This window comes from Yersinia sp. KBS0713 (assembly GCF_005937895.2).
Lineage (GTDB): Bacteria > Pseudomonadota > Gammaproteobacteria > Enterobacterales > Enterobacteriaceae > Yersinia > Yersinia bercovieri.
Genome location: NZ_CP042173.1, coordinates 2685388 through 2706347 on the forward strand (window position 1 = coordinate 2685388; position 20960 = coordinate 2706347).

Here is a 20960-nt window from a genome sequence, read left to right on the forward strand (position 1 = left end):
ATCGTGATCCACCGGTTTGATACCGAAACAGGAATTTGTCTTCTCCATGTCTGAAAATACTTTCCCGGCCAAGCGTAAGAGTTCGATCTGGGTAATCCTGTTGGTGCTGATTGCTGTAGCAGCATCTGCGGGCGGCGGTTATAGCTGGTGGCTGCTCAACAAAAGCAAACCTACCACCGCGAAAGCCGCCCCTGTTATCCCGGTATTCATGCCGCTGGAGACCTTTACGGTCAATCTGATCACGCCAGATAACAATCTGGATCGCGTGCTTTATATCGGATTAACGCTAAGACTGCCCGACGATACCACTCGCACAAAACTCAATGACTATCTGCCGGAAGTGCGCAGCCGCTTGCTGTTGCTACTCTCCCGCCAGTCTGCCGATAGTTTGTCGAATGAAGCGGGTAAACAGCGTTTAGTCGATGAAATTAAAAACGTACTTAGCCCGCCAATGGTTAAAGGCCAACCTAATCAGGTAGTCAGCGATGTGCTGTTTACCGCATTCATACTGCGATAATCATTATGGGCGATAGCATTCTTTCACAAGCAGAGATTGACGCACTGTTAAACGGTGATAGCGGGGGTGAAGAACCTGAAGCTGTCGCGGGTACTGAAACAGACGTTAAACCTTATGATCCGACGACCCAGCGGCGGGTGGTGCGTGAGCGCCTGCACGCGCTGGAGATCATCAATGAGCGGTTTGCCCGTCAGTTCCGGATGGGGCTGTTTAACCTGTTGCGCCGCAGCCCGGATATCACGGTCGGCCCGATAAAAATTCAGCCTTATCATGATTTTGCCCGTAACCTGCCGGTGCCGACCAATCTCAACTTGATCCATTTGAAACCCTTGCGCGGCACGGCGCTATTCGTGTTCGCCCCGAGTTTGGTGTTTATTGCCGTTGATAACTTATTTGGTGGTGATGGCCGCTTCCCGACAAAAGTAGAAGGGCGCGAATTTACCCACACGGAACAACGGGTGATCAATCGGATGCTGCGGCTGGCGCTGGATGCTTACCGTGATGCATGGGCGCCTATCTATAAGATAGATGTTGAGTACGTCCGTTCTGAAATCCAGGTGAAATTCACCAATATCACCACCTCCCCCAACGATATCGTGGTCACCACCCCTTTCCATGTGGAGATCGGGGCGTTGAGTGGCGAGTTTAACATCTGTATTCCGTTTGCCATGATCGAGCCGCTGCGCGAGCTGCTGACCAATCCACCACTGGAAAACTCCCGGCAGGAAGATAGCCATTGGCGTGAAACACTGGTTAAGCAAGTGCAGCATTCAGAGCTGGAGCTGGTGGCTAATTTTGTTGATATCCCGCTGAGACTGTCGCAGATACTCAAGCTACAGCCAGGGGATGTGCTGCCCATAGATAAACCGGATCGACTGATTGGTCATGTCGACGGCGTACCGGTACTGACCAGTCAGTACGGGACATTAAACGGGCAATATGCCCTGCGTGTTGAACATTTGATTAACCCTATTTTGAATGCTCTGAATGAGGAACAGCCCAATGAGTGACCCTAAGCTTCCGTCTGACGATGGAAAGGAATCCGTGGACGATCTGTGGGCTGATGCGTTTAATGAGCAGCAGGCGATGGAGAAACCAGCAGCCACCACCGAAGGCGTATTTAAATCACTGGAAGCGCCGGATGCACTGGGTAACCTGCAAGATATCGATTTGATTTTGGATATCCCGGTAAAACTGACCGTTGAGTTGGGTCGCACCAAGATGACCATTAAAGAGCTGCTGCGCCTGTCTCAAGGCTCAGTGGTCTCACTGGATGGCCTGGCGGGCGAACCGCTGGATATCTTGATTAACGGTTATCTGATTGCTCAGGGTGAAGTGGTGGTGGTGGCCGATAAATATGGTGTTCGTATCACCGATATCATTACCCCATCCGAACGTATGCGTCGCCTGAGCCGCTAATGACTGCAACACAGACGGTCACTGTTGAGACGCCGCCCCCCGCCGCCGAAGCTGCGGGGGCGGCTATACCATTAGCAGCCCATACGCCAGTCACCGCGCATACCCCCATCACCACCACATCGGTGCCTACCACCGGTTTCGCCACTAGCCATCCCGGTGTCGCGGTGCAAGCACCTGCCATGCCCGCCGGTTCGGTGTTAACTCAGGTCGGCAGTGTGTTGGGCGGTATTTTACTGCTGATTCTATGCGGAGCCTGGCTGGTGCGCCGTTTGGGTTTTGCGCCGCAAGCGCGCAACAATAAGTTGTTGAGTGTGAAGGCCAGTTGTCAGGTGGGTCAGCGCGAACGTGTCGTCATCGTCGAAGTGGATAACACTTGGCTGGTGTTGGGTGTGACATCACAACAGGTAACGTCACTCCATACGCTACCCCGCCCGCCGGTGGATGACAGCGCTGGCGAGTTGCCAACTAAAAGTGCCAAACCTGCTGATTTTCGCCAGCTACTGAATCACCATCTGTTTAATAAGAAATTGAAACATCCGGAAGAATCGGCATGATGTTACTCCGCCTGCGACTCAATAAAATCACCCTGCTGCTGCTAACCTTACTCTGCTCCCCGGCGGTCTTTGCGCAACTCCCAGGGCTTATCAGCCAACCTCTGGCGAATGGCGGGCAGAGTTGGTCATTGCCCGTGCAGACACTGGTCTTTATCACCGCGTTAAGTTTCCTGCCCGCGGCCTTACTGATGATGACCAGCTTTACCCGCATCATTATTGTGCTAGGTTTGCTGCGCAACGCATTGGGTACACCCTCTGCACCACCCAATCAGGTGATGCTAGGTCTGGCGCTGTTTTTGACCTTCTTTATTATGTCGCCGGTGTTCGACAAGGTGTATCAGGATGCTTATCTGCCCTTCAGTCAGGACAAGATAAGCATGGAAGTGGCGATGGATAAAGGCTCGCAACCATTACGCGAATTTATGCTGCGTCAGACCCGCGAATCCGATCTGGCGCTCTATGCCCGTTTAGCCAATCTACCGCCACTGGAAGGGCCAGAAGTGGTGCCGATGCGGATCCTGCTGCCCGCCTATGTCACCAGCGAGCTGAAAACCGCTTTCCAGATCGGTTTTACCGTTTTTATTCCCTTTCTTATTATCGACCTGGTGGTGGCCAGTGTGCTGATGGCGCTGGGGATGATGATGGTGCCGCCCGCCAGTATTTCACTGCCCTTTAAGCTGATGCTGTTTGTATTGGTTGATGGTTGGCAGTTGTTATTAGGTTCACTGGCGCAAAGTTTCTATAGCTAATCATTCGCCGCATTGAGGCAAGGGTAAACAGATCATGACACCTGAATCGGTAATGGCCCTCGGCGTCGAGGCAATGAAGGTCGCCCTTGCACTGGCCGCGCCACTATTGCTGGCAGCGCTAATAAGCGGCCTGATTGTCAGCCTGTTACAGGCGGCAACGCAGATTAACGAAATGACACTGTCATTTATCCCGAAAATATTGGCGGTCTTCGCTACCATGGTGATCGCCGGCCCGTGGATGCTGAGCTTGATACTGGACTATATGCGTAACCTGTTCACCAGCCTGCCCACGTTGATAGGCTAGGGCTGCTCTCAACGATGCTCTCCCTCGACACCACCCAGCTTGTGGCCATGGTCAGCCACTATTTCTGGCCATTAATTCGCGTACTGGCGCTGATCACCACCGCGCCGGTATTAAGCGAGAGGCAGATCAACCGCAAAGTTAAAGTGGGCTTGGCGGTATTGATTACATTTCTGATTGCCCCTGCGCTGCCGCCAGTGAATATCCCATTGGTCTCCAGTGGCGCGCTTTGGGTCGCCGCCCAGCAAATACTGATTGGTGTCACTATCGGCTTAACCATGCAATTTGCATTTGCCGCCATTCGACTGGCCGGTGAGGTGATTGGTTTGCAGATGGGGCTATCCTTCGCCACCTTCTTTGACCCGTCAGGCGGGCCAAATACCTCGGTATTATCCCGCCTGCTTAACTTGCTGGCGATGCTGCTATTTCTCAGCTTCAATGGTCACTTATGGCTGATTTCGTTGCTGGCCGACAGTTTCCATACCCTACCCATTCAGTTCGAACCGCTCAATGGCAGCGGTTTTCTGACCCTGGCGCAGACCGGCTCACTCATCTTTATGAATGGCCTGATGCTGGCCTTGCCGCTGATTACCCTGCTGTTAACCCTGAATTTAGCCTTAGGGATGCTTAACCGCATGACGCCACAACTCTCGGTATTCGTGATCGGTTTCCCGCTGACCCTGACAGTTGGCATTTTGTCGCTGGGATTAATCATGCCGCTACTGGCCCCCTTTGCTGAACACCTGTTTAGCGAATTCTTTGACCGCCTGGCGCTGGTGTTAGGTGGGATGGCGAGCTGATAACGTTTTTGGGGAGAGAACCTGTGGGGCTAGCCCACAGGTTAAGGCAGGATTACTTATTCAGTTGGAACAGAGACAAGCCCTGCATATTGGTAAAGGTGGTGTAAGAGGCCTGCAATGCCGCCTGCTGCATGACGTAAGAGGAGATGGCAGCGGTATAATCCACATCCACCAAGTCAGTCAACCGCTGTTTATTGCTCAAGGTGCGATCACTACCCAGACTATCCAGGTTATCCAACTCTTGCAGTTGCGTACCGACTTCAGACTGAACCGACAACACATTATTCAATGAGTTGGCCATGCCCCGGATCCCTTTGTCCATATCGGCCTGCGCCTGCTCTTTCACCGCATCGGTGGCACCCGAAAGCGGCGTCTTCAGCGATTTTAAAACCGTATCGATGGTATTAAAAATATTGGCTTCAGAGGCAACCGGATTACCCGCAGCATCATCAGGTTCTGGTTTTGCGTTGCTGGTCAGCGCCATAAAAACACTGGTCCCAGTGTGCCCGATGGTCATCGAACGGCTGGCATCCACTTTTTGTTCAATGGCAACATCCCCACCCTGATAGGTCACCTCACCGGTGGCACTGACCACAAACGGTGGCTTGTCACTTTTAAACGCCGCGAAGGCGTAACGACCACTGCCGTTTGTCGAGTTGGCCTGATTGAGCAACTGATCTTTCAAACCCTGTAACTGAGTCGCATATGAGGCGCGGTCATCGTCACTCAACACATCACTTTTCGCACTGATAATGATGCTCTGGATTGACTGAATGGTGCTAGTCACCTGCTCCAGTGTTTTGGTCTCCTGTGATAGCTCATTACGGGCAAAGCTACGCGCCAGGGTATATTGGTTATTTTCCGATTGGGATTGCGACACCATCACCGCTTGTGACGCAGCCATTGGATCATCTGAGGGGTTAACCACGCGCTTACCGGTGGAGAGCTGTTGGCCCGACTGCATCCAGAGGGATTGGGCTGTGGAAACGCCCTGCATAGTTTGCTGATAGATCATGCTAGTACTTAAGCGCACAATGTCAGTTCCTTTTAGTTACAGTTCAGCCAGTTAATGGGTTTCGACGAGCCATCTGTTGCAACTATCTATCTGTTGCAACAATCAAAACTATCTCAACACTCATGCTGGCTAAACGCAAAATAGTGGTAAATTACGGCACTAAAACTCTACCGCAGACAACAACTTAACGCAGATCCAGTAGCGCATTAAACAGCGTCGAGGCGGTTTGAATCACTTGCGCATTAGCCAAATAATATTGTTGGAAACGTTGCAAATCACCGTACTCTTCATCCAGATTCACGCCGGAAATAGACTGCTGCTCGGCGGTCAACTGCGTAACAATATTGGCTTGTGCCGCACTGTTGGTTTTCGCGGTATTGGTCTGGTTACCGACATTACTCACTAAGCCCGCGTAAGCCCCCGCAAGAGTTGCTTTGCCGTCCACCAGTTTCTGGGTTTGCAGATCCAGTAAAGCTTTGGCGTTAACGTTATCACTCGCGCCACCATCGGCCGTACCGGCGGCGGCAATTTTGCTGGAGTCGGTAATATCAACCTGAAGGTTAGCCGCCACATTCGATACGGTTTTCACCAAGAATTTATCTTTGGCTTGTGCGCCAGTGGTGCCGTTATCAATGCTGACGGAGAGGCCGTCGAAGCTCAAACCGGTGGTATCGCCATTGACATCGACCACCGGATTGGCCGGCACTTTGGTGTTATCAGACAGCCGGGTCACCTGCCAATTGGTGCCATCAAACTCCACGCTGTAGTCGCTGGCTTTGACTTTCGAGGTGTCGGCATAGCTCACCGTCAAACTGGCATCCCCCTGATTATTCGAGTTTTTCAGCACGTTTGGCTGAGCAAAACTAAAGAAGTTCTCACCTTGGTCGCCATTGATATCAAACCCGGCTTTATGTTGCGTGTTAAAGCTATCTGCCATCACCAGGGCCAGTTGGCCTAACTGATTGCGGGCGCTATCCAGCGCTTCACTGCGGAATTTCAGGGTGCCGCCGAGGCTACCTGTCGCCAGACGACTCTCATCCACTTCCATCACATCGCCGCTACCATATTTGTAACCAATAGCTAATCGAGTGGCATCACTGCCGGAGGCGATGGCTTCAACTTTGTAAGAGCTAGAACCTTGTACCAATGGCAAGCCGCTAGCAAAGGCGACGTTATAGGCATCGCCATCTTGCTGAGTGACAGTGACGCCCACAATCTGGTTCAGTTCAGTGACCAGCTGATCGCGCTGATCGAGCAAGGCGTTAGGTTCGCTGCCACTGCTGCCGCGCAGGCGGGTGATTTGGTCATTTAACTTAGCGATTTGCTCGGCATAGTTATTAATTTTGGTCACACTTTCGGTGATCTTCTGGTTGACGCCCGTATCCATGTCACGCAGATATTTATCCGCATTCTGGAACTGGTTAACCAGCCCTTCTGCCTTGCCCAATACCGTTTTACGCGCAGCATCATCACCGGCGTTGCTCACCAGGTTTTGCAGGTTACTAAAGAAGTCCTGCATGGTAACGGAGAGGTTATTGGAGGAGTTGGACAGCAAGTTATCGATTTGCGAAATTTGCTGATAATAGGTGGTCAAGCCGCTGCTTTGCGTCTGTGAAGAGCGCAATTGATTGGTAATAAAGGAGTTATATTCACGGTTGACACCGGTCACTGTCACGCCATTACCAATAAAGCCTGCCGGGCTTAATGTGCCACCATTTTGCGCAAAGATGGCGTTTTGGCGGTTATAGCCCGCCACCTGGAAATTGGTGATGTTATTACTGACAGTGCTCAGGGCATATTGCGCGGCGCTCAGACCACTCATCGCAGTATTCATTAAACTATTGGACATGAAGAGATCCTTTTACCGCAGGTGATTAACATCGCGCACCTGCATTTATTAATATTGGGATACTGCCTGAGGAAACCTAAGCCCCCGCACAGCCTGTAATGATTATCGGCCCGACATTGAGAAACTTGAGTAAAAATATGGGTGTTATTGCCAGTAAATCCAATGAGTAAAGCGGTGCACGTTGCGGTGATTGATCTCTATCCAATAGGCGTTATTGTCGCAGGCAGTTTGGGTGCGGCCAGCGCACAGGCAACGGAGCGTACACGTAGTACGTGACGGCGCCGAGCACTGCCCAATCCCAAAATGACCTGTAAAATAGCCTATTTTTAGAAGAGCTGGCTTAGGTCGCTGCTGTATGCTTTAACCGCCTGCTCACCGGCACTCCTCATCTGCTGGATCACACTAACCAACTTTTGTGCATATTGCGGGTCGGTGGCGTAACCGGCTTGTTGCAGCGCATGTGCCCCCTGTTCAGGGCTTTGTGCTGCGGCGACATTGGCGTAGCGCGGATTTTGTGTCAGCAGTTTGACGTAGTCACTAACCGCCTCGACATAAGAGCCATAGACCCGGAAGCGGGCTTTGGTTTTCGTCGCCACCCCCTGCTCATATTCCGTGGTGGTAATTTCACTGACCGGGCCATCCCAGTTGCTACCCGCTTTAATACCAAAGACGTTGTAGCTGGTTTTGCCGTCAGCGGTTGGGATCTCACGTTGCCCCCAGCCGGACTCCAGCGCGGCCTGCGCCATAATTAGCTGATGAGGGATCCCACTTTGTTGACTGGCAATTTGTGCCGGAATCGACATGCGCGCCACAAAATTACCGGGGCCTTGTGGTAGTGATACGCCACTGTTGCTCGGTGGTGTCGGCATTGCTCGGCGCACCATTTGAGCCAATGCCTGTGCCGGTAGTGTTTGCAACACATCATCATCGAGCATCATCGGCACTGTACCTGCGGTTTCACTTGGCGAGGTGGCACCTGACAGCTGTTTTACCATCATGTCGGCCAGACCTAACCCCTTGACCGACATTTGCTGAGCAATCTGCTGGTCATACATTGAGGTATAAAGTCGGGTTTGATCACTGTTCATCACACCATCTTGCGGCAAGGCAGAGCGCATACTTTTCAGCATCATCTGCACAAACATCCCCTCCACTTGCTGGGCCACCTTTTTCAGGTTCCCCTCGGGATCTCTTGCTGCATCACGTTTTAAGCTATTCAGTGATTGAGCGTCGTAGGCCGCCCCAAACATCTCATTGGCGGTGCCGGACATGCTCATCAGATCGCTCATCAGATAATCTCCAATTTAGCCCGTAGGCAGCCAGCACTTTGCATCGCCTGCAAGATAGACATCAAATCGATAGGTGTTGCCCCCAGCGAGTTCAAGGCGCGCACCACATTGTTCAGATTCGGGCTAGCATTGACTCGCTGCAACACGCCACCTTGCTGCTGAACAGAGATCTGAGTGTTAGGTGTCACCACTGTTTGACCGCCGCCGAAAGGGGTATCCGGCTGGCTGACGGTATTTTGCTTATCAACCACCACCGACAGGTTCCCTTGCGCCACCGCACAGGAGTCCAGCACCACATTGCGGTTCATCACCACCGAGCCGGTACGGGAGTTGATAATCACCTTGGCATCACCAGCATCGACATTCACCGGTATATTCTGAATATCGGCCAGGAAACGGACCTGTGAACTGTTACCCCGCGGCACTAAAATCTGAATAGTGCGCGCATCAATCGCCGTCGCCGAACCAAAACCGCGCTGGCGATTAATGGCATCACTGACCTGCTGCGCCATGGTGAAATCTTCGGTATTCAACTGCAGGTTAATCACGCCATCGGAACCAAAGGTGGTTGGCAGTTCACGTTCGATAGTGGCACCACCGCTGATGCGCCCGCCCGTCAACTGATTAACCTGCACGCTGCTCCCCCCCGATGAGGCCCCTGCGCCCCCGACCAAGACGTTACCCTGCGCCAGGGCATAAACCTGATTATCCACCCCTTTCAGTGGTGTCATCAGCAGTGTGCCGCCACGAATACTTTTGGCGTTCCCCATCGAGGAGACCACCACGTCGATGGTCTGTCCGGCGCGGGAAAATGCCGGCAACTTAGCCGTGACCATCACCGCAGCCACGTTTTTGAGCTGCATATTGGTGCCCGGCGGTACGGTAATCCCCAGCTGCGACAACATGTTACTCAGGCTTTGCGTGGTAAATGGTGTCTGCATGGTCTGGTCACCGGAGCCATCCAGACCAACCACCAGTCCATAACCGATCAACGCGTTATCACGCACTCCCTGAACGGTCACCAAATCGCGAATACGCTCTGCTTGCGCGGGCATCCACACCAGCGAAAGCAGCGTGATAAAAAGTGTGATAAGTGATTGTTTACGCATTGATGGGCCTCTTAGTACGGCGAGATATTAAGGAAGAACCGCTGCAACCAGCCCATGGTCTGCGCTTCATTGATATAACCATTACCCACATATTCGATGCGTGCATCAGCCACCTGTGTTGAGGTCACGGTATTGCTGCCGCTGATGGTGCGTGGGTTGACTACCCCAGAGAAGCGAATAAATTCGGTTCCCTGATTGATGGCGATCTGTTTCTCACCGACCACATGCAAGTTGCCGTTGGCCAGCACCCGGTCAACCGTCACGGTGATGGTGCCACTGAAGGTGTTATTGGCATTCGCCCCCCCCTTGCCACCAAAGGTGTTGTCGCCAGAAATATCCATGTCGGCGCGGGCATTGCCTAACAACCCTTCCAGATAGCGAGGCGCCGTCGCCACACCAAATTTGCTCGAGCCATTACGGCTGGCATTCGCGGAGGAGCTCTTACTGGCGCTAACATTTTCCTGCAAGGTGATGGTCAGGGTGTCACCGACGTTACGTGGGCGACGGTCTTCAAACAGCGGCTGATAACCATAGTTCATCGGCTGGGCAGCTTGGAAAATAGAGCCATTCGGTAATGGCGCACTGGCCGGTGCCGGCTGGGCAGAGGTCGTGCCATCCACCAGTGATTTATGCGGAATATACGCGCAGCCATTGAGTAGCATTGCCGTCAACGGCATGCAGACCCATTTCAATCCACCTGATTTGCGCAGCGGCTTTCTGTCCATCTCTGATTATCAGTCCTGTTACCTGTTAGAGGCTGGCAAGGTCAGCCCCGAATACTCATTATTCTGCGGCAATCAGGGGGCGCTATCGCCCCCCGAAAGCGGATTTACAGCTGGGTCAGTTTTTGCAACATCTGGTCGGAAGTTGAAACCGCTTTACTGTTGATCTCATAGGCGCGTTGCGTCTGGATCATATTGACCAACTCCTCCGCGACATTGACGTTAGAGGTTTCAACATAGCCCTGATACAGCAAGCCACCGCCGTTCAGGCCCGGCGTGGTATCATTCGGCGCGCCGGAGCTGGCGGTTTCCTGATACAGGTTTTCACCCATACTCTCCAGGCCGCTGTTATTGATGAAGGTGGTCAGTGTCAGTTGCCCCACTTGCTGCGTGGCGGTCTGCCCCTGCAAGGTGACACTGACTATCCCGTCACGGCCCACGGTCATACTCAGCGCATTCGCCGGAATGGTGATCGCCGGCTGCACCGGAAAACCGCTGGCAGTGACCAACTGACCATTTTGGTCAACCTGGAAAGAGCCATCGCGGGTATAGGCATTGGTGCCATCCGGCATCTGCACCTGAAAGAACCCCTCACCTTTGATGGCGATATCTTTGGTGTTATCGGTCTTGGCCAGGTTGCCCTGACTGTGTAAGCGCTCCGTCGCCACCGGACGAACCCCCGTACCAATCTGTAAACCCGACGGCAAGGTGGTCTGTTCGGAGGATTGCGCCCCCGGTTGACGCATGGTCTGGTAGAGCAAATCTTCGAATACCGCACGTTGACGTTTAAAGCCATTGGTGCTGACGTTCGCCAGGTTGTTGGCGATGACGTCCATGTTGGTTTGCTGTGCATCCAAACCGGTTTTGGCAATCCATAATGATCGGATCATCAGTTTACTCCTCTGCGCCTGCGCGCTTAGCCCATTGCTAACAGCTGATTAGCGCGCTGTTCGTTTTCATCCACACTGTGGATAATTTTCATCTGCATTTCGAAACTGCGGGCATTGGCAATCATGTCTGTCATGGCCTCAACCGCTTTCACGTTGCTACCTTCCAGCACGCCCGGCATGATTTTAATCAGCGGATCATTGGCCAACTGAGCGCCCCGCGCCTGTTGCGTGGCAGGGGTCAGATGGAACAAGCCATCATCGCCGTGCATCACTTCACCCGGTGTGGCCCGAACCCGTTTGATTTGCCCTAGTTGCGCAATGGTATTGGGTGAATCACCGGCGTTCAGTGCCGAGATGGTGCCATCCGCCGCAATGGTAACCGCCGCCTGAGGGGGCACTTCGATCGGGCCGTTATCACCCATTAGCGGGTAACCCTGCACGGTCATTTGGCCGTTAGCCGCCACCTGAATATTCCCGTTGCGGGTGTAGGCTTCAGTACCATCGGGCAGTTGCACCGCCAGATAACCATCCTGCTGTAGAGCCACATCCAGTGGGCGACCGCTAAAATTTATCGTCCCCTGGCTGATATCCACGCCGGGGGTTGATGCCACGACCATAGTGCGGGTTGCCATGCTCGGCCCGTCGATAGGGACAGCACGCATGGCGGACAGCTGCGCGCGGAACCCCGGCGTCGAGGCGTTCGCCAGGTTGTTCGCCGTGACCGCCTGCTGATCCAGCGACTGTCGCGCCGCGCCCATCGCGGTATATATTGCGTGATCCATGAGCTTATCCCGTCAGTTCGATTAACGCAGGTTAACCAGAGTTTGTAAGATCTGATCCTGGGTTTTGATGGTCTGCGCGTTGGACTGATAGTTACGTTGCGCCACAATCATGTTCACCAGCTCTTTACTCAAATCCACGTTAGAGGACTCCAGCGCACCACTGGTCAAAGTACCGAAACCACCACCGCCTGCCGTCCCCAACATTGGGTTACCGGAGGCCAGTGTCTCTTTCCACACGTTATCGCCTTCCGATGACAGCCCCTCTGGGTTAGCAAAGTTAGCCATCACGATTTGGCCGAGCAGCTGGGTCTGTGAGTTTGAGTAGGTGCCAACCACAGAGCCATCGTTGTTGATCTGGAAACCGGTGAACTCACCAGCGGCATAGCCGGTTTGGTTTTGCGAAACAATGCTGTCGGTGCCGGTATTTTGCTGCTTAGTACCGGCAACACTCAGTGTGAAGGGAGCTGCTGTCGCGCCATTGACCACCCCCATTGGGATAGTCAGAGTGAAATCAGTGGTGCTGGCCGGATTCGCCCCATTGGTCACGCTGCTCAGTGCGCCATTGGTATCAAACTGCATGGAGCCACGTAGGGCCGCAGTTTGCGCTGGATTGGCGCTGCTATCACGGGTGTAGACATCCCATGAGTTGCCCGCTGTTGAGCTTTCGGTGCGCTTAACATAGAACACATTGATCTCATGGCGGTTACCCAAGGTATCGAAAGTGGTCATGTTGTTGACGAAGCTGTAAGTGGCGGGTTTGTCCGGATCGAAAGCTGGGGTGGCAGGAACAATATCGTGGGTTGAGGTCAGGTTCGCCACCATGGAGCCGGAGGTTGTCGCTTTGGCAGAGATCATATCCTGCGGAATCGACAGCGGAATCGGGTTTGCGCCCTGCTGAATGGTTGGCGGTGTTCCTGTTGCCGGGTAGCCGGTCAGGCTCAGACCCTGCATGTTGATGATATTGCGATCCGCATCCAGCTTAAATTGGCCGTTACGCGCATAGAAGATACCACCGCTGCTATCTTGCATCCGGAAGAAGCCATTCTGGCTGATAGCCAGATCCAGACGACGGTTGGTGGTGGTGGCAGTACCGTCGTTGAAGTCCTGCGTAATCCCCGCCACTTTGACGCCCATACCGGTTTGAGAACCTGCAAACATATCGGCAAAAGAAACTGAGCCGGCTTTAAAACCTGACGTCGCCGAGTTGGCGATATTGTTACCGATCACATCCAGGTTGCTGGATGCTGCGTTCAAACCGCTGACTGCTTGAGAAAAGCCCATTTTCTTCTCCGTTAAATTCGGGGTCCGTTACAGACCTTGCGCATTGATGACATATCAATGCTGCTTTTAAAATTGATGGTGAGTCAGTTCGAATCCCTGGCCCACCGTCGTATTGGTTTGACTACTGCTGGCGACGAATCACTGACCTACAAAATCTGACGAACTTTATCCAGGGTGATAGTGCCTGCCAGCCCGAGATCCAATTTGGAACCATCACTGCCACGGGTAACGCCATTAACCACCGCATAACTTAACGGCGTCGCCATCAGCGATGAGCCACCATTGCTGGCGGTGATCGCCACGGTGTAAGCACCATCTGGAGCATTACCACCGGCATCCAGTGAGCCATCCCAGGTAAAGGCGTGTACCCCCGCTTTCAGGCTGCCGATCTCAATGGTGCGCACCACCTGACCATTTTTATCGCTGATAGTGGCGGTCACTTTGTCCGCCGCCCGATCCAGCTCAACGCCAAATGGGGTGGTGGTGACAACACCATCTTTGCTACCCGCCAACACATTGGTGCCAGGGATCATCACCCCGTGACCAATCAGGCTACTGGCTTGCAGCGATTGGCTGCTATCAATTTGACCGGAAATGGAACCCAGTGTGGTATTCAGCTTTTCAATGCCGCTCACGGTGTTGATCTGCGCCAATTGCGTAGTCAACTCGTTGTTTTGCATTGGGTTAGTCGGGTCCTGATTTTTTAACTGCGCAACCAACAACGTCAGGAAGCTGTTTTGCAGATCCTGACTGGTGCTGCCACTGGTGGCATTAGTGTTCGTGCCGCTGCTGCTGTTAATACCGTAATCGCTATCGGTCAGGGAATTGGTAATGGCCATGTATGCAGGCTCCTGTTATTGACCCAGTGTCAGCGTCTTGAGCATCAGAGATTTGGTGGTATTGAGCACTTCAACATTGGCCTGATAGCTGCGTGAGGCGGAGATGGTGTTCACCATTTCGCCGGTCACATCTACGTTAGGCATACGGACATAGCCCTTCGCGTCGGCCAGCGGGTTACCCGGTTGAAACACCAAACGATCCGGTGCGGGGTCATCAACCACCTGTGACACACGCACGCCACCGGTCTCCTGCCCCGGTTGCGCCGCCACCTGAAAGACCACTTGCTTGGCGCGATACGGCTGACCATCCGGGCCGGTCACACTGTCGGCGTTAGCCATGTTACTGGCGCTAACGTTCAATCGTTGCGACTGAGCTGATAATGCCGAACCGGCAATATCAAAAATATTCAGTAAAGACATGCGTCTTATCCTTGTTGTAACACTGACAACATCCCTTTGATTTGGCTGCTAATCACAGTCAAATCAGTTTGATATTTCAGGCTGTTATCGGCAAAGTTGGTACGTTCACGATCCATATCCACGGTGTTGCCATCCATTGATGGCTGGTCCGGTACGCGGAATAACAGATCAAGATCAGGGGGTTGAACCGTACTTGCCGGGATATGACGGGCTGACGTTAAACTGAGCGACACCCCTGTACCGCTAACACGTCCTTGCTCCACCACTTTTTTCAGTTGGCTGGAGAAATCGATATCACGTGCCTGAAAGCCAGGTGTATCCGCATTCGCAATGTTGGACGACAGAATCTCCTGTCGTTGAGCGCGCAAGTTCAGCGCCTCTTGTTGAAAACGCAGAGCACCGTCCAGTTTGTCGAGCATAGTCCCCCCGCAAGGTTAGAATTTGGAGTCGACAGCATAAACGCCGCATAGGGAAGCCTATCGTCAGAATAAGGGCAAAATGCGTCGCTATTTGTCCCCTTAACCTGATGACGGTACGGGTACACTAGGATGCGAAAATGGGCTGTGTGTTAAAAGGCAGAGTCTGGTTTACCCGATGACAGCGGTGGAGATGGATGTGATGGCAATAAAAAGAATTGACGCCAAAACCTTAGCTTTGGGGTTGCTGCTGATGAGCCAGCCATTTGCCCATCAGGCGGTGGCGGCAGATTTATCCGCGCAGGTAAATCAACTCTTCCAGCAGCAATATCCGGATAAAGAGAGTCGGGTTAATGTCATTATCAAAACGCCGCAGAGCCAATGGCCGCAGTGCGAAATGCCTGAAATCACACTGCCGACCAACGCCCGCCCTTGGGGGAATATCAGCCTATCGGTACGTTGCGATGGCGTGCGCCGCTTTATCCAGACGCAAGTTCAGGTGAGTGGGCGCTATGTAGTCGCCACTCGTCAACTGGCTGCCGGCGCAAAAATTACCGCGCAAGATGTTGAGATGAAACAAGGCCGGTTGGATACCCTGCCGCCCGGTGCCTTACTGGAACCCCATTTTGCGCAAGGGGCTGTCAGTTTGCGGCAAATCAATGCGGGGCAACCATTAACCCGCAATATGTTGCGCCGCCTGTGGATCATAAAATCGGGGCAAGATGTGCAGGTGCTGGCGCAGGGTGAAGGGTTTAATGTTAACAGTTATGGTAAAGCGATGAACAATGCGGCCATTCAAGATAACCTCCGCGTGCGCATGGCATCGGGTCAGATAGTCAGTGGTGTCGTGGGCGAAGATGGCACCATTCGCATTATGTTATAACCCTTCGCCCTTAAAGTTGCAGGGTTGTTGGCGGCGCGTATTCACCCGAATCACTTACTCATGTAAGCTCATCGGGATTAACACGCTTGCTGCCTACCTGCAACGTTAAGTTCTTTGGGTGTCGTGATTAAAGTTTTTTTAACCTTTGCCGATAACACTAATATGCAGTTATTTGCGGGTAAAATAGTGACAATCCCGCCATCAAATTGCGGGTCGATAAACCTCAATCCCGCACTAGAGGGAGCAACACAACATGAGTATTGAACGCACTCAACCGCTATCACCAGCAACAAAAGTGCAGCCACGGGAAATCAGTGACATTGCGCAACAATCGCGTAAGCCTTCTGCCCAGACAAAAACGCAGGTGAGCGGTACAGAGGTTAAATTGAGTGATGCGCAGGCAAAACTGATGCAACCGGGCAGTCAGGATATCAATGTTGAACGCGTAGAAACGTTAAAACAGGCTATTCGTTCAGGCCAACTGACCATGGATACCGGTAAAATTGCCGATGCTTTGCTGAAAAATGTCGCGGATGACCTTAAGAACAGTTAGTTGTGACTCTATTGCTCATCGCTACTAAGTTGATGGCTAATCGCGACTAAATTGCTAGTGGTAACAACCCGTATTTATCGTAAAAGGAAAGTGGTGGTGGAGAGATTACAGATCAATCTGGACCAGCAATTAGAACTGCTAGAATCATTGACGACTGTTGTGGCACAAGAGCAGCAATTACTCTGCTCCGGTCGGATTCAGGGTATCGTGCTGCAAGGGGTGACTGAACAAAAAAGTTCAATACTGGCGACGCTGGCTTATCTGGAACAAACTCGACTTACCGCTGAAACCGCAGCCAAGATCCACGCGCCCTATAGCAATAATCAGCCCCTCGCTGAGCGGTGGCAACGGATGTTGCAGCTGGCCGAGCATCTTCAGTACAGCAACCTGCACAACGGGCTACTGCTGCAACAGCATATTGAGCATAACACTCAGGCGCTGGCGATTCTGAACACTCGCCACGGTCAGTCACTCTATGGCCCTGATGGTCACGCCAAAGGTGCCAGCTTACTGGGCCGCAAGATTGGCGTTTAATATTTCCCCTGTCTCAGAATAAATTTATTTGCCACAGAGATTAACTGCTGCACTGCGGGGTTTATCTCTGTGCGATCCCTACCTCACCCCCCATATTGCCATCTTAATGTCATTAGCTTCCTACCTACTCAAAAAAGGGTTTTTTCTCTTTTTTTGCAGCGCGCTACTCTGCTGTGGCTAAGCATTGTTTGCTTGGTTTCGATGAGGAGAGGAGAGATGAAAAAGCAGAGAATAGCGATGTTGTGGAGTTTGCTGTTTTTCGGTGTACTGGCGCTGTCGACGACTCAGGCAGCACAATCGTTTGAAATCAAAGGGAATGGTTATTTCCCCTACGATTACTGCTTCACTTGTGTTCACCCAATATGGGGTTACCGATAATTGACCAATACCTGATTGTTGATCACTTGCAGCGGCGGGTTGACCCGACCTTTGCCGGCAATAAAGTAGACAAAAGTGAGTTGAGTCGCGGCGGCTTCACCGGCCAGCCCCCGACTCTGGCCGCTGCCGCCCTCAAGGGGCATACAGCGTGTGGGAGTGCATAACTTCACCTGCAAACCATCTGGCGCTGCTGACATTAATTGGTAGCGCCAGCCTACGGACACAATCCGTGCATTATCCTGAGCCAGCGCCGTCGGCGATTGTAGCGGCCTGGCAGAGGTTGCCACACCGCGCAAACCTTGCGTTACGCCAATGTCATCTGCCACCCAACTCCCTGAGGCAACAGCACTCAACGGCAACAAACAGAGCGAAAGTAAACCGGCAAACATCACTCGAGAGAGACGAATCGGCATCAGGCCGCCCCTATGGTTGAGGTCATCCGGATCTGGCGATTATCACCAATTTCCAGATTAGATAGCACCACCATCTGCGGCAGGCTGCGGCGCAGGAAGCGGGCCAGTAGTGCGCGCAGGGCGTGATTCACCAGCAGCACTGGCGGTGCACCCAGCATCTCTTGCCGTTGCAGCGCTTGTTTGGACTGCTCTAGCAGACGATCAGCCAGACCCGGCTCTAAACCACCGCCACCCTGTAGTGCCTGTAACAACAAGCGCTCCAGTGCCGCATCCAGCCCAATAACCTGAATTTCACCGGTGCCAGGGAACCACTGTTGCGCAATGGAGCGCCCCAATGCGACGCGCACCACGGCGGTGAGTTCGTAAGGGTCAGTTTGATTTGGCGCGTGTTCCGCCAGTGTCTCAATAATGGTGCGCATATCGCGGATCGATACCCGCTCCATCAACAGATTTTGCAGCACTTTGTGTAGCGTGGTTAAGGTCACGATGCCGGGAATAAAGTCTTCTGTCAGCTTCGGCATCTCTTGTGTCACCCGATCCAGAAGCTGCTGGGTCTCCTGACGGCCAAACAGTTCACTGGCAAATTGGCTAATCAGGTGGTTCAGATGCGTCGCCACCACGGTACTGGCCTCAACCACGGTAAAACCTTGAATCTGCGCCTGCTCACGCAGTGCACTTTCGATCCAGACCGCCGCCAGACCAAAAGCAGGGTCATGCGTCGCCTCGCCGGGTAAGGTACCGACCGCGTTACCTGGGTTAATTGCCAGCCAGCGCCCCGGATGGGCTTCGCCACTGCCAATCTCGACCCCTTTCATTAATATCCGGTAGCTGGCGGGCGGCAGTTCCAGATTATCCCGGATATGCACCACAGGCGGCAGATAGCCCATCTCTTGGGCAAACTTTTTACGGATGCTGCGGATGCGGCCCAACAACTCGCCATTTTGCTGGAAATCCACCATCGGGATCAGGCGATAGCCCACCTCCATCCCCAGAGGGTCTTCTAACTGAACATCTGACCAGGTCGCTTCAGCCGCCTGTTGTTGATCCTGAATCATCGGTGCTTCTGCTACCGCAGGTTTTTGTGTCTGTTTGCCGCGTAAGCGCCAGGCTAATGCCAGCAAGGCGACGGTGAATAGCAGGAACACAAAGTTAGGCATCCCCGGCACCATGCCCAGCAAGCCCAGTACACTGGCACTTAATACCATCACCCGTGGATTATTGAACAGCTGGGTAACCATCTGCTGGCCGACATCCTGATCGGTACTTACACGCGTCACGATGACACCTGCCGCCGTGGAGATGACCAGGGCGGGGATTTGCGCCACCAGACCATCACCGATGGTCAGCAAGGTATAGGTTTCTGCCGCGTGGCCTACCGCCATATCGTGCTGAAGTACCCCGACCAGTAAGCCGCCGACCACGTTAATGACCATGATCATTAACCCGGCAACCGCATCACCGCGCACGAATTTACTGGCCCCATCCATGGAACCGTAGAAATCAGCCTCTTGCGTCACATCTGAGCGGCGTTTTTTCGCCTCATCTTCGCCAATCAATCCCGCATTTAAATCTGCATCGATCGCCATCTGCTTACCGGGCATCCCATCCAGAACAAAGCGCGCGCCAACCTCAGCAATACGCCCCGCCCCTTTGGTGATAACCATAAAGTTGATGATAACCAAGATGATAAAGACCACGATACCGATGGCGAAGTTACCGCCCACCAGGAAGTGACCAAAGGCTTCAACCACACGGCCCGCCGCCGCTGCCCCTGTGTGACCATCCATCAGAATGATACGGGTGGAGGCGACGTTTAGCGACAAACGCAGCAAGGTTGAGAACAGCAAAATAGTGGGGAATGCCGCAAAATCCAGGGTGCGCTGGGTAAACATCGCCACCAACAGCACCATGATGGAGAGTGCAATATTGAAGGTAAACAGCAAATCAAGGATGAAGGGTGGCAGTGGCAATACCATCATCGACAAGATCATCAGAATCAGGATTGGCCCGGCAAGGATTTGCCACTGCGTATCTTTAAAGTTGCCCGGTAAACGAAGCAGGGCGGCCAAATTTGCCATTAGTCAGTCTCACTCTCTGTTGCAAAATCCAGTGCTTCCGGCACTGGCAGATGTTCAGGTTTTTTCGGAATTAACCCACCTTCCCGCTTCCAACGTTTCAGTTGATAGACCCAGGCGAGCACTTCCGCCACCGCGGCATAAAGGGTGGCTGGAATGTGTTGCCCCACCTCACTGTGCCGGAACAGTGCCCTCGCCAGCGGCGGCGCTTCTAATAAGGGAATGCGATGTTCCGCGCCCAACTCACGAATACGCAGCGCAACCGCCCCCGCGCCCTTCGCTAACACTTTGGGCGCACTCATTTTTGCTTCGTTGTACTGCAAAGCGACGGCATAGTGGGTCGGGTTGGTGACGATGACATCGGCTTTAGGGATATCCGCCATCATGCGGCGGCGGGCCATCGCGCGTTGCTGCTGACGAATGCGCCCTTTCACATGAGGATCGCCCTCTTGATCTTTAAATTCGTCCCGTATCTCCTGTTTGGTCATACGCAACTTTTTGATATGGCTAGTTATCTGGAAAAACACGTCAAAACCGACCATGGGTGTTAAACCTAATACCACCACCAGTCCGCAGATAATAATCAAGTGCAGCGCGTCGCCTAATGCCGCCACTGGCGGCGCTGCGATCAAGCGCATAATATCTGGCCAGTTATGCCACAGGAAGATGCCGGTTACCCAGCCGACCAGTGTCGCCTTCAAAATCGCTTTGAGTAACTCAGCCAGCGCCTGAGCAGAGAACATCCGCTTTAAGCCGGAGATAAGGCTCATGCGCTGCAGATCAAATTTGATCGATTCACCGCTAAACAGCACCCCGCCCAGCAGCATCGGAACCGCCAGTGCCACTATCACCAATCCGGCAAAAATCGGCACCAGAGCTATCAATGTTTGGCGCAACAACATGCCAAGTTGGCGCAGCATCTGCTTATCATTGGTAACCACACCGTGATCAAAGTGCATCCCTTGCGCCACCATGGCGGCAAGTTGTCGCGCCATCGACTCCCCCGAAAACCACAAGATAGCCAAACCGGCCCCGAGCATCAGCATCGAGGTCAGTTCGCGTGAGCGCGGAATCTGGCCTTTCTCGCGAGCCTTCTCCAGCTTATGGGCTGTGGGTTCCTCGCTTTTTTCCAGATCGCTATCTTCAGACACAGCCAATATTCCTATTCAGCG

The 20960-nt window shown here is 53.1% G+C and carries 25 protein-coding genes; 11 read left to right on the forward strand and 14 right to left on the reverse strand.

Annotated elements, in window-relative coordinates:
- The first annotated feature begins 46 nt into the window (after window positions 1-46).
- From fliL to fliR, 7 genes are read left to right on the forward strand one after another with little or no spacing between them, the layout of a single operon-like run.
- On the forward strand, window positions 47-517 hold the full coding sequence (fliL, locus tag FFE93_RS12875) for a flagellar basal body-associated protein FliL (RefSeq protein ID WP_005277434.1): 471 nt from the start codon (window positions 47-49) through the stop codon (window positions 515-517).
- A 5-nt stretch (window positions 518-522) separates the two neighbouring features.
- A complete protein-coding gene (fliM, locus tag FFE93_RS12880; RefSeq protein ID WP_005277436.1) occupies window positions 523-1527 on the forward strand; it encodes a flagellar motor switch protein FliM in 1005 nt (334 codons plus the stop codon).
- A complete protein-coding gene (fliN, locus tag FFE93_RS12885) occupies window positions 1520-1936 on the forward strand; it encodes a flagellar motor switch protein FliN (protein WP_032898540.1) in 417 nt (138 codons plus the stop codon). The genes fliM and fliN overlap by 8 nt, the downstream gene beginning before the upstream one ends.
- Complete coding sequence (gene fliO, locus FFE93_RS12890; RefSeq protein WP_032898541.1) at window positions 1936-2490, forward strand: flagellar biosynthetic protein FliO; 555 nt, start codon at window positions 1936-1938, stop codon at window positions 2488-2490. The genes fliN and fliO overlap by 1 nt, the downstream gene beginning before the upstream one ends.
- Window positions 2487-3239 carry a flagellar type III secretion system pore protein FliP gene (fliP, locus tag FFE93_RS12895; protein ID WP_032898542.1) on the forward strand — a complete coding sequence of 251 codons (753 nt, stop codon included), beginning with the start codon at window positions 2487-2489 and terminating at the stop codon, window positions 3237-3239. The genes fliO and fliP overlap by 4 nt, the downstream gene beginning before the upstream one ends.
- 34 nt (window positions 3240-3273) lie before the next feature.
- Complete coding sequence (gene fliQ, locus FFE93_RS12900; protein ID WP_005277439.1) at window positions 3274-3543, forward strand: flagellar biosynthesis protein FliQ; 270 nt, start codon at window positions 3274-3276, stop codon at window positions 3541-3543.
- 14 nt (window positions 3544-3557) lie between these two features.
- Entirely contained in the window at window positions 3558-4340 is a 783-nt protein-coding gene (fliR, locus tag FFE93_RS12905; protein ID WP_138775325.1) for a flagellar biosynthetic protein FliR, read from the forward strand.
- A gap of 52 nt (window positions 4341-4392) precedes the next feature.
- Here the strand turns inward: fliR and flgL are convergent, their stop codons facing one another.
- The 11 genes from flgL to flgB all read right to left on the reverse strand — a co-directional run bounded on the left by flgL (window position 4393) and on the right by flgB (window position 14955).
- Window positions 4393-5373, reverse strand: coding sequence for a flagellar hook-associated protein FlgL (gene flgL / locus FFE93_RS12910; RefSeq protein WP_032898543.1), 981 nt, complete (start codon window positions 5371-5373; stop codon window positions 4393-4395).
- 166 nt (window positions 5374-5539) lie between these two features.
- Window positions 5540-7204 carry a flagellar hook-associated protein FlgK gene (gene flgK / locus FFE93_RS12915; protein WP_032898544.1) on the reverse strand — a complete coding sequence of 555 codons (1665 nt, stop codon included), beginning with the start codon at window positions 7202-7204 and terminating at the stop codon, window positions 5540-5542.
- Between the two features lie 326 nt (window positions 7205-7530).
- Window positions 7531-8493 (reverse strand): flagellar assembly peptidoglycan hydrolase FlgJ, encoded by a 963-nt coding sequence (flgJ, locus tag FFE93_RS12920; RefSeq protein WP_032898545.1) that lies wholly within the window; start codon window positions 8491-8493, stop codon window positions 7531-7533.
- The gene (locus FFE93_RS12925) at window positions 8493-9602 is read right to left on the reverse strand and encodes a flagellar basal body P-ring protein FlgI (RefSeq protein ID WP_005277450.1); all 1110 of its coding nucleotides are present in this window, start codon (window positions 9600-9602) and stop codon (window positions 8493-8495) included. The genes flgJ and FFE93_RS12925 overlap by 1 nt, the downstream gene beginning before the upstream one ends.
- An 11-nt stretch (window positions 9603-9613) precedes the next feature.
- Window positions 9614-10327, reverse strand: a complete 714-nt coding sequence (gene flgH, locus FFE93_RS12930) for a flagellar basal body L-ring protein FlgH (protein ID WP_005277452.1) — start codon at window positions 10325-10327, stop codon at window positions 9614-9616.
- A 104-nt stretch (window positions 10328-10431) separates the two neighbouring features.
- Window positions 10432-11214: a flagellar basal-body rod protein FlgG gene (gene flgG, locus FFE93_RS12935; protein WP_005277453.1), complete on the reverse strand. Its 783-nt coding sequence runs from the start codon at window positions 11212-11214 to the stop codon at window positions 10432-10434.
- Window positions 11215-11240: 26 nt separating this feature from the next.
- Complete coding sequence (locus FFE93_RS12940; RefSeq protein WP_005277455.1) at window positions 11241-11996, reverse strand: flagellar basal body rod protein FlgF; 756 nt, start codon at window positions 11994-11996, stop codon at window positions 11241-11243.
- A 21-nt stretch (window positions 11997-12017) separates the two neighbouring features.
- Window positions 12018-13277 (reverse strand): flagellar hook protein FlgE, encoded by a 1260-nt coding sequence (gene flgE, locus FFE93_RS12945; protein WP_057648157.1) that lies wholly within the window; start codon window positions 13275-13277, stop codon window positions 12018-12020.
- Window positions 13278-13423: 146 nt separating this feature from the next.
- Window positions 13424-14116 carry a flagellar hook assembly protein FlgD gene (flgD, locus tag FFE93_RS12950; RefSeq protein WP_005277458.1) on the reverse strand — a complete coding sequence of 231 codons (693 nt, stop codon included), beginning with the start codon at window positions 14114-14116 and terminating at the stop codon, window positions 13424-13426.
- 15 nt (window positions 14117-14131) lie between these two features.
- Window positions 14132-14536, reverse strand: coding sequence for a flagellar basal body rod protein FlgC (gene flgC / locus FFE93_RS12955; RefSeq protein ID WP_004877518.1), 405 nt, complete (start codon window positions 14534-14536; stop codon window positions 14132-14134).
- A 5-nt stretch (window positions 14537-14541) separates the two neighbouring features.
- Window positions 14542-14955, reverse strand: coding sequence for a flagellar basal body rod protein FlgB (gene flgB / locus FFE93_RS12960; RefSeq protein WP_005277461.1), 414 nt, complete (start codon window positions 14953-14955; stop codon window positions 14542-14544).
- Window positions 14956-15154: 199 nt separating this feature from the next.
- Here flgB and flgA point away from each other — a divergent pair, with 199 nt between their 5' ends.
- From flgA to FFE93_RS21545, 4 genes are all read left to right on the forward strand, one after another.
- Window positions 15155-15835 carry a flagellar basal body P-ring formation chaperone FlgA gene (gene flgA, locus FFE93_RS12965; RefSeq protein WP_032898553.1) on the forward strand — a complete coding sequence of 227 codons (681 nt, stop codon included), beginning with the start codon at window positions 15155-15157 and terminating at the stop codon, window positions 15833-15835.
- 253 nt (window positions 15836-16088) lie between these two features.
- Window positions 16089-16388: a flagellar biosynthesis anti-sigma factor FlgM gene (gene flgM / locus FFE93_RS12970; protein ID WP_005277465.1), complete on the forward strand. Its 300-nt coding sequence runs from the start codon at window positions 16089-16091 to the stop codon at window positions 16386-16388.
- A 93-nt stretch (window positions 16389-16481) separates the two neighbouring features.
- Window positions 16482-16922, forward strand: a complete 441-nt coding sequence (locus FFE93_RS12975) for a flagella synthesis protein FlgN (protein ID WP_032898547.1) — start codon at window positions 16482-16484, stop codon at window positions 16920-16922.
- A gap of 216 nt (window positions 16923-17138) precedes the next feature.
- Window positions 17139-17300, forward strand: a complete 162-nt coding sequence (locus tag FFE93_RS21545; protein WP_153802294.1) for a hypothetical protein — start codon at window positions 17139-17141, stop codon at window positions 17298-17300.
- Here FFE93_RS21545 and FFE93_RS12980 read toward each other — a convergent pair.
- From FFE93_RS12980 to flhB, 3 genes are read right to left on the reverse strand one after another with little or no spacing between them, the layout of a single operon-like run.
- The gene (locus FFE93_RS12980; RefSeq protein WP_054872141.1) at window positions 17291-17713 is read right to left on the reverse strand and encodes a flagellar protein FlhE; all 423 of its coding nucleotides are present in this window, start codon (window positions 17711-17713) and stop codon (window positions 17291-17293) included. The two genes, FFE93_RS21545 and FFE93_RS12980, sit on opposite strands and share 10 nt — an antisense overlap.
- Window positions 17713-19791, reverse strand: a complete 2079-nt coding sequence (gene flhA / locus FFE93_RS12985; RefSeq protein ID WP_049599062.1) for a flagellar biosynthesis protein FlhA — start codon at window positions 19789-19791, stop codon at window positions 17713-17715. The genes FFE93_RS12980 and flhA overlap by 1 nt, the downstream gene beginning before the upstream one ends.
- Window positions 19791-20939 (reverse strand): flagellar biosynthesis protein FlhB, encoded by a 1149-nt coding sequence (flhB, locus tag FFE93_RS12990; protein ID WP_032898549.1) that lies wholly within the window; start codon window positions 20937-20939, stop codon window positions 19791-19793. The genes flhA and flhB overlap by 1 nt, the downstream gene beginning before the upstream one ends.
- Window positions 20940-20960: the final 21 nt, after the last annotated feature.

What these genes read in the sequence shown, in the direction of transcription:
- fliL (WP_005277434.1), top strand. Translation starts at nt 47, where the DNA reads ATGTCTGAAAATACTTTCCCGGCCAAGCGTAAGAGTTCGATCTGGGTA.
- fliM (WP_005277436.1), top strand. Translation starts at nt 523, where the DNA reads ATGGGCGATAGCATTCTTTCACAAGCAGAGATTGACGCACTGTTAAAC.
- fliN (WP_032898540.1), top strand. Translation starts at nt 1,520, where the DNA reads ATGAGTGACCCTAAGCTTCCGTCTGACGATGGAAAGGAATCCGTGGAC.
- fliO (WP_032898541.1), top strand. Translation starts at nt 1,936, where the DNA reads ATGACTGCAACACAGACGGTCACTGTTGAGACGCCGCCCCCCGCCGCC.
- fliP (WP_032898542.1), top strand. Translation starts at nt 2,487, where the DNA reads ATGATGTTACTCCGCCTGCGACTCAATAAAATCACCCTGCTGCTGCTA.
- fliQ (WP_005277439.1), top strand. Translation starts at nt 3,274, where the DNA reads ATGACACCTGAATCGGTAATGGCCCTCGGCGTCGAGGCAATGAAGGTC.
- fliR (WP_138775325.1), top strand. Translation starts at nt 3,558, where the DNA reads ATGCTCTCCCTCGACACCACCCAGCTTGTGGCCATGGTCAGCCACTAT.
- flgK (WP_032898544.1), bottom strand. Translation starts at nt 7,204, where the DNA reads ATGTCCAATAGTTTAATGAATACTGCGATGAGTGGTCTGAGCGCCGCG.
- flgJ (WP_032898545.1), bottom strand. Translation starts at nt 8,493, where the DNA reads ATGAGCGATCTGATGAGCATGTCCGGCACCGCCAATGAGATGTTTGGG.
- FFE93_RS12925 (WP_005277450.1), bottom strand. Translation starts at nt 9,602, where the DNA reads ATGCGTAAACAATCACTTATCACACTTTTTATCACGCTGCTTTCGCTG.
- flgH (WP_005277452.1), bottom strand. Translation starts at nt 10,327, where the DNA reads ATGGACAGAAAGCCGCTGCGCAAATCAGGTGGATTGAAATGGGTCTGC.
- flgG (WP_005277453.1), bottom strand. Translation starts at nt 11,214, where the DNA reads ATGATCCGATCATTATGGATTGCCAAAACCGGTTTGGATGCACAGCAA.
- FFE93_RS12940 (WP_005277455.1), bottom strand. Translation starts at nt 11,996, where the DNA reads ATGGATCACGCAATATATACCGCGATGGGCGCGGCGCGACAGTCGCTG.
- flgE (WP_057648157.1), bottom strand. Translation starts at nt 13,277, where the DNA reads ATGGGCTTTTCTCAAGCAGTCAGCGGTTTGAACGCAGCATCCAGCAAC.
- flgD (WP_005277458.1), bottom strand. Translation starts at nt 14,116, where the DNA reads ATGGCCATTACCAATTCCCTGACCGATAGCGATTACGGTATTAACAGC.
- flgC (WP_004877518.1), bottom strand. Translation starts at nt 14,536, where the DNA reads ATGTCTTTACTGAATATTTTTGATATTGCCGGTTCGGCATTATCAGCT.
- flgB (WP_005277461.1), bottom strand. Translation starts at nt 14,955, where the DNA reads ATGCTCGACAAACTGGACGGTGCTCTGCGTTTTCAACAAGAGGCGCTG.
- flgA (WP_032898553.1), top strand. Translation starts at nt 15,155, where the DNA reads ATGGCAATAAAAAGAATTGACGCCAAAACCTTAGCTTTGGGGTTGCTG.
- flgM (WP_005277465.1), top strand. Translation starts at nt 16,089, where the DNA reads ATGAGTATTGAACGCACTCAACCGCTATCACCAGCAACAAAAGTGCAG.
- FFE93_RS21545 (WP_153802294.1), top strand. Translation starts at nt 17,139, where the DNA reads ATGAAAAAGCAGAGAATAGCGATGTTGTGGAGTTTGCTGTTTTTCGGT.
- FFE93_RS12980 (WP_054872141.1), bottom strand. Translation starts at nt 17,713, where the DNA reads ATGCCGATTCGTCTCTCTCGAGTGATGTTTGCCGGTTTACTTTCGCTC.
- flhA (WP_049599062.1), bottom strand. Translation starts at nt 19,791, where the DNA reads ATGGCAAATTTGGCCGCCCTGCTTCGTTTACCGGGCAACTTTAAAGAT.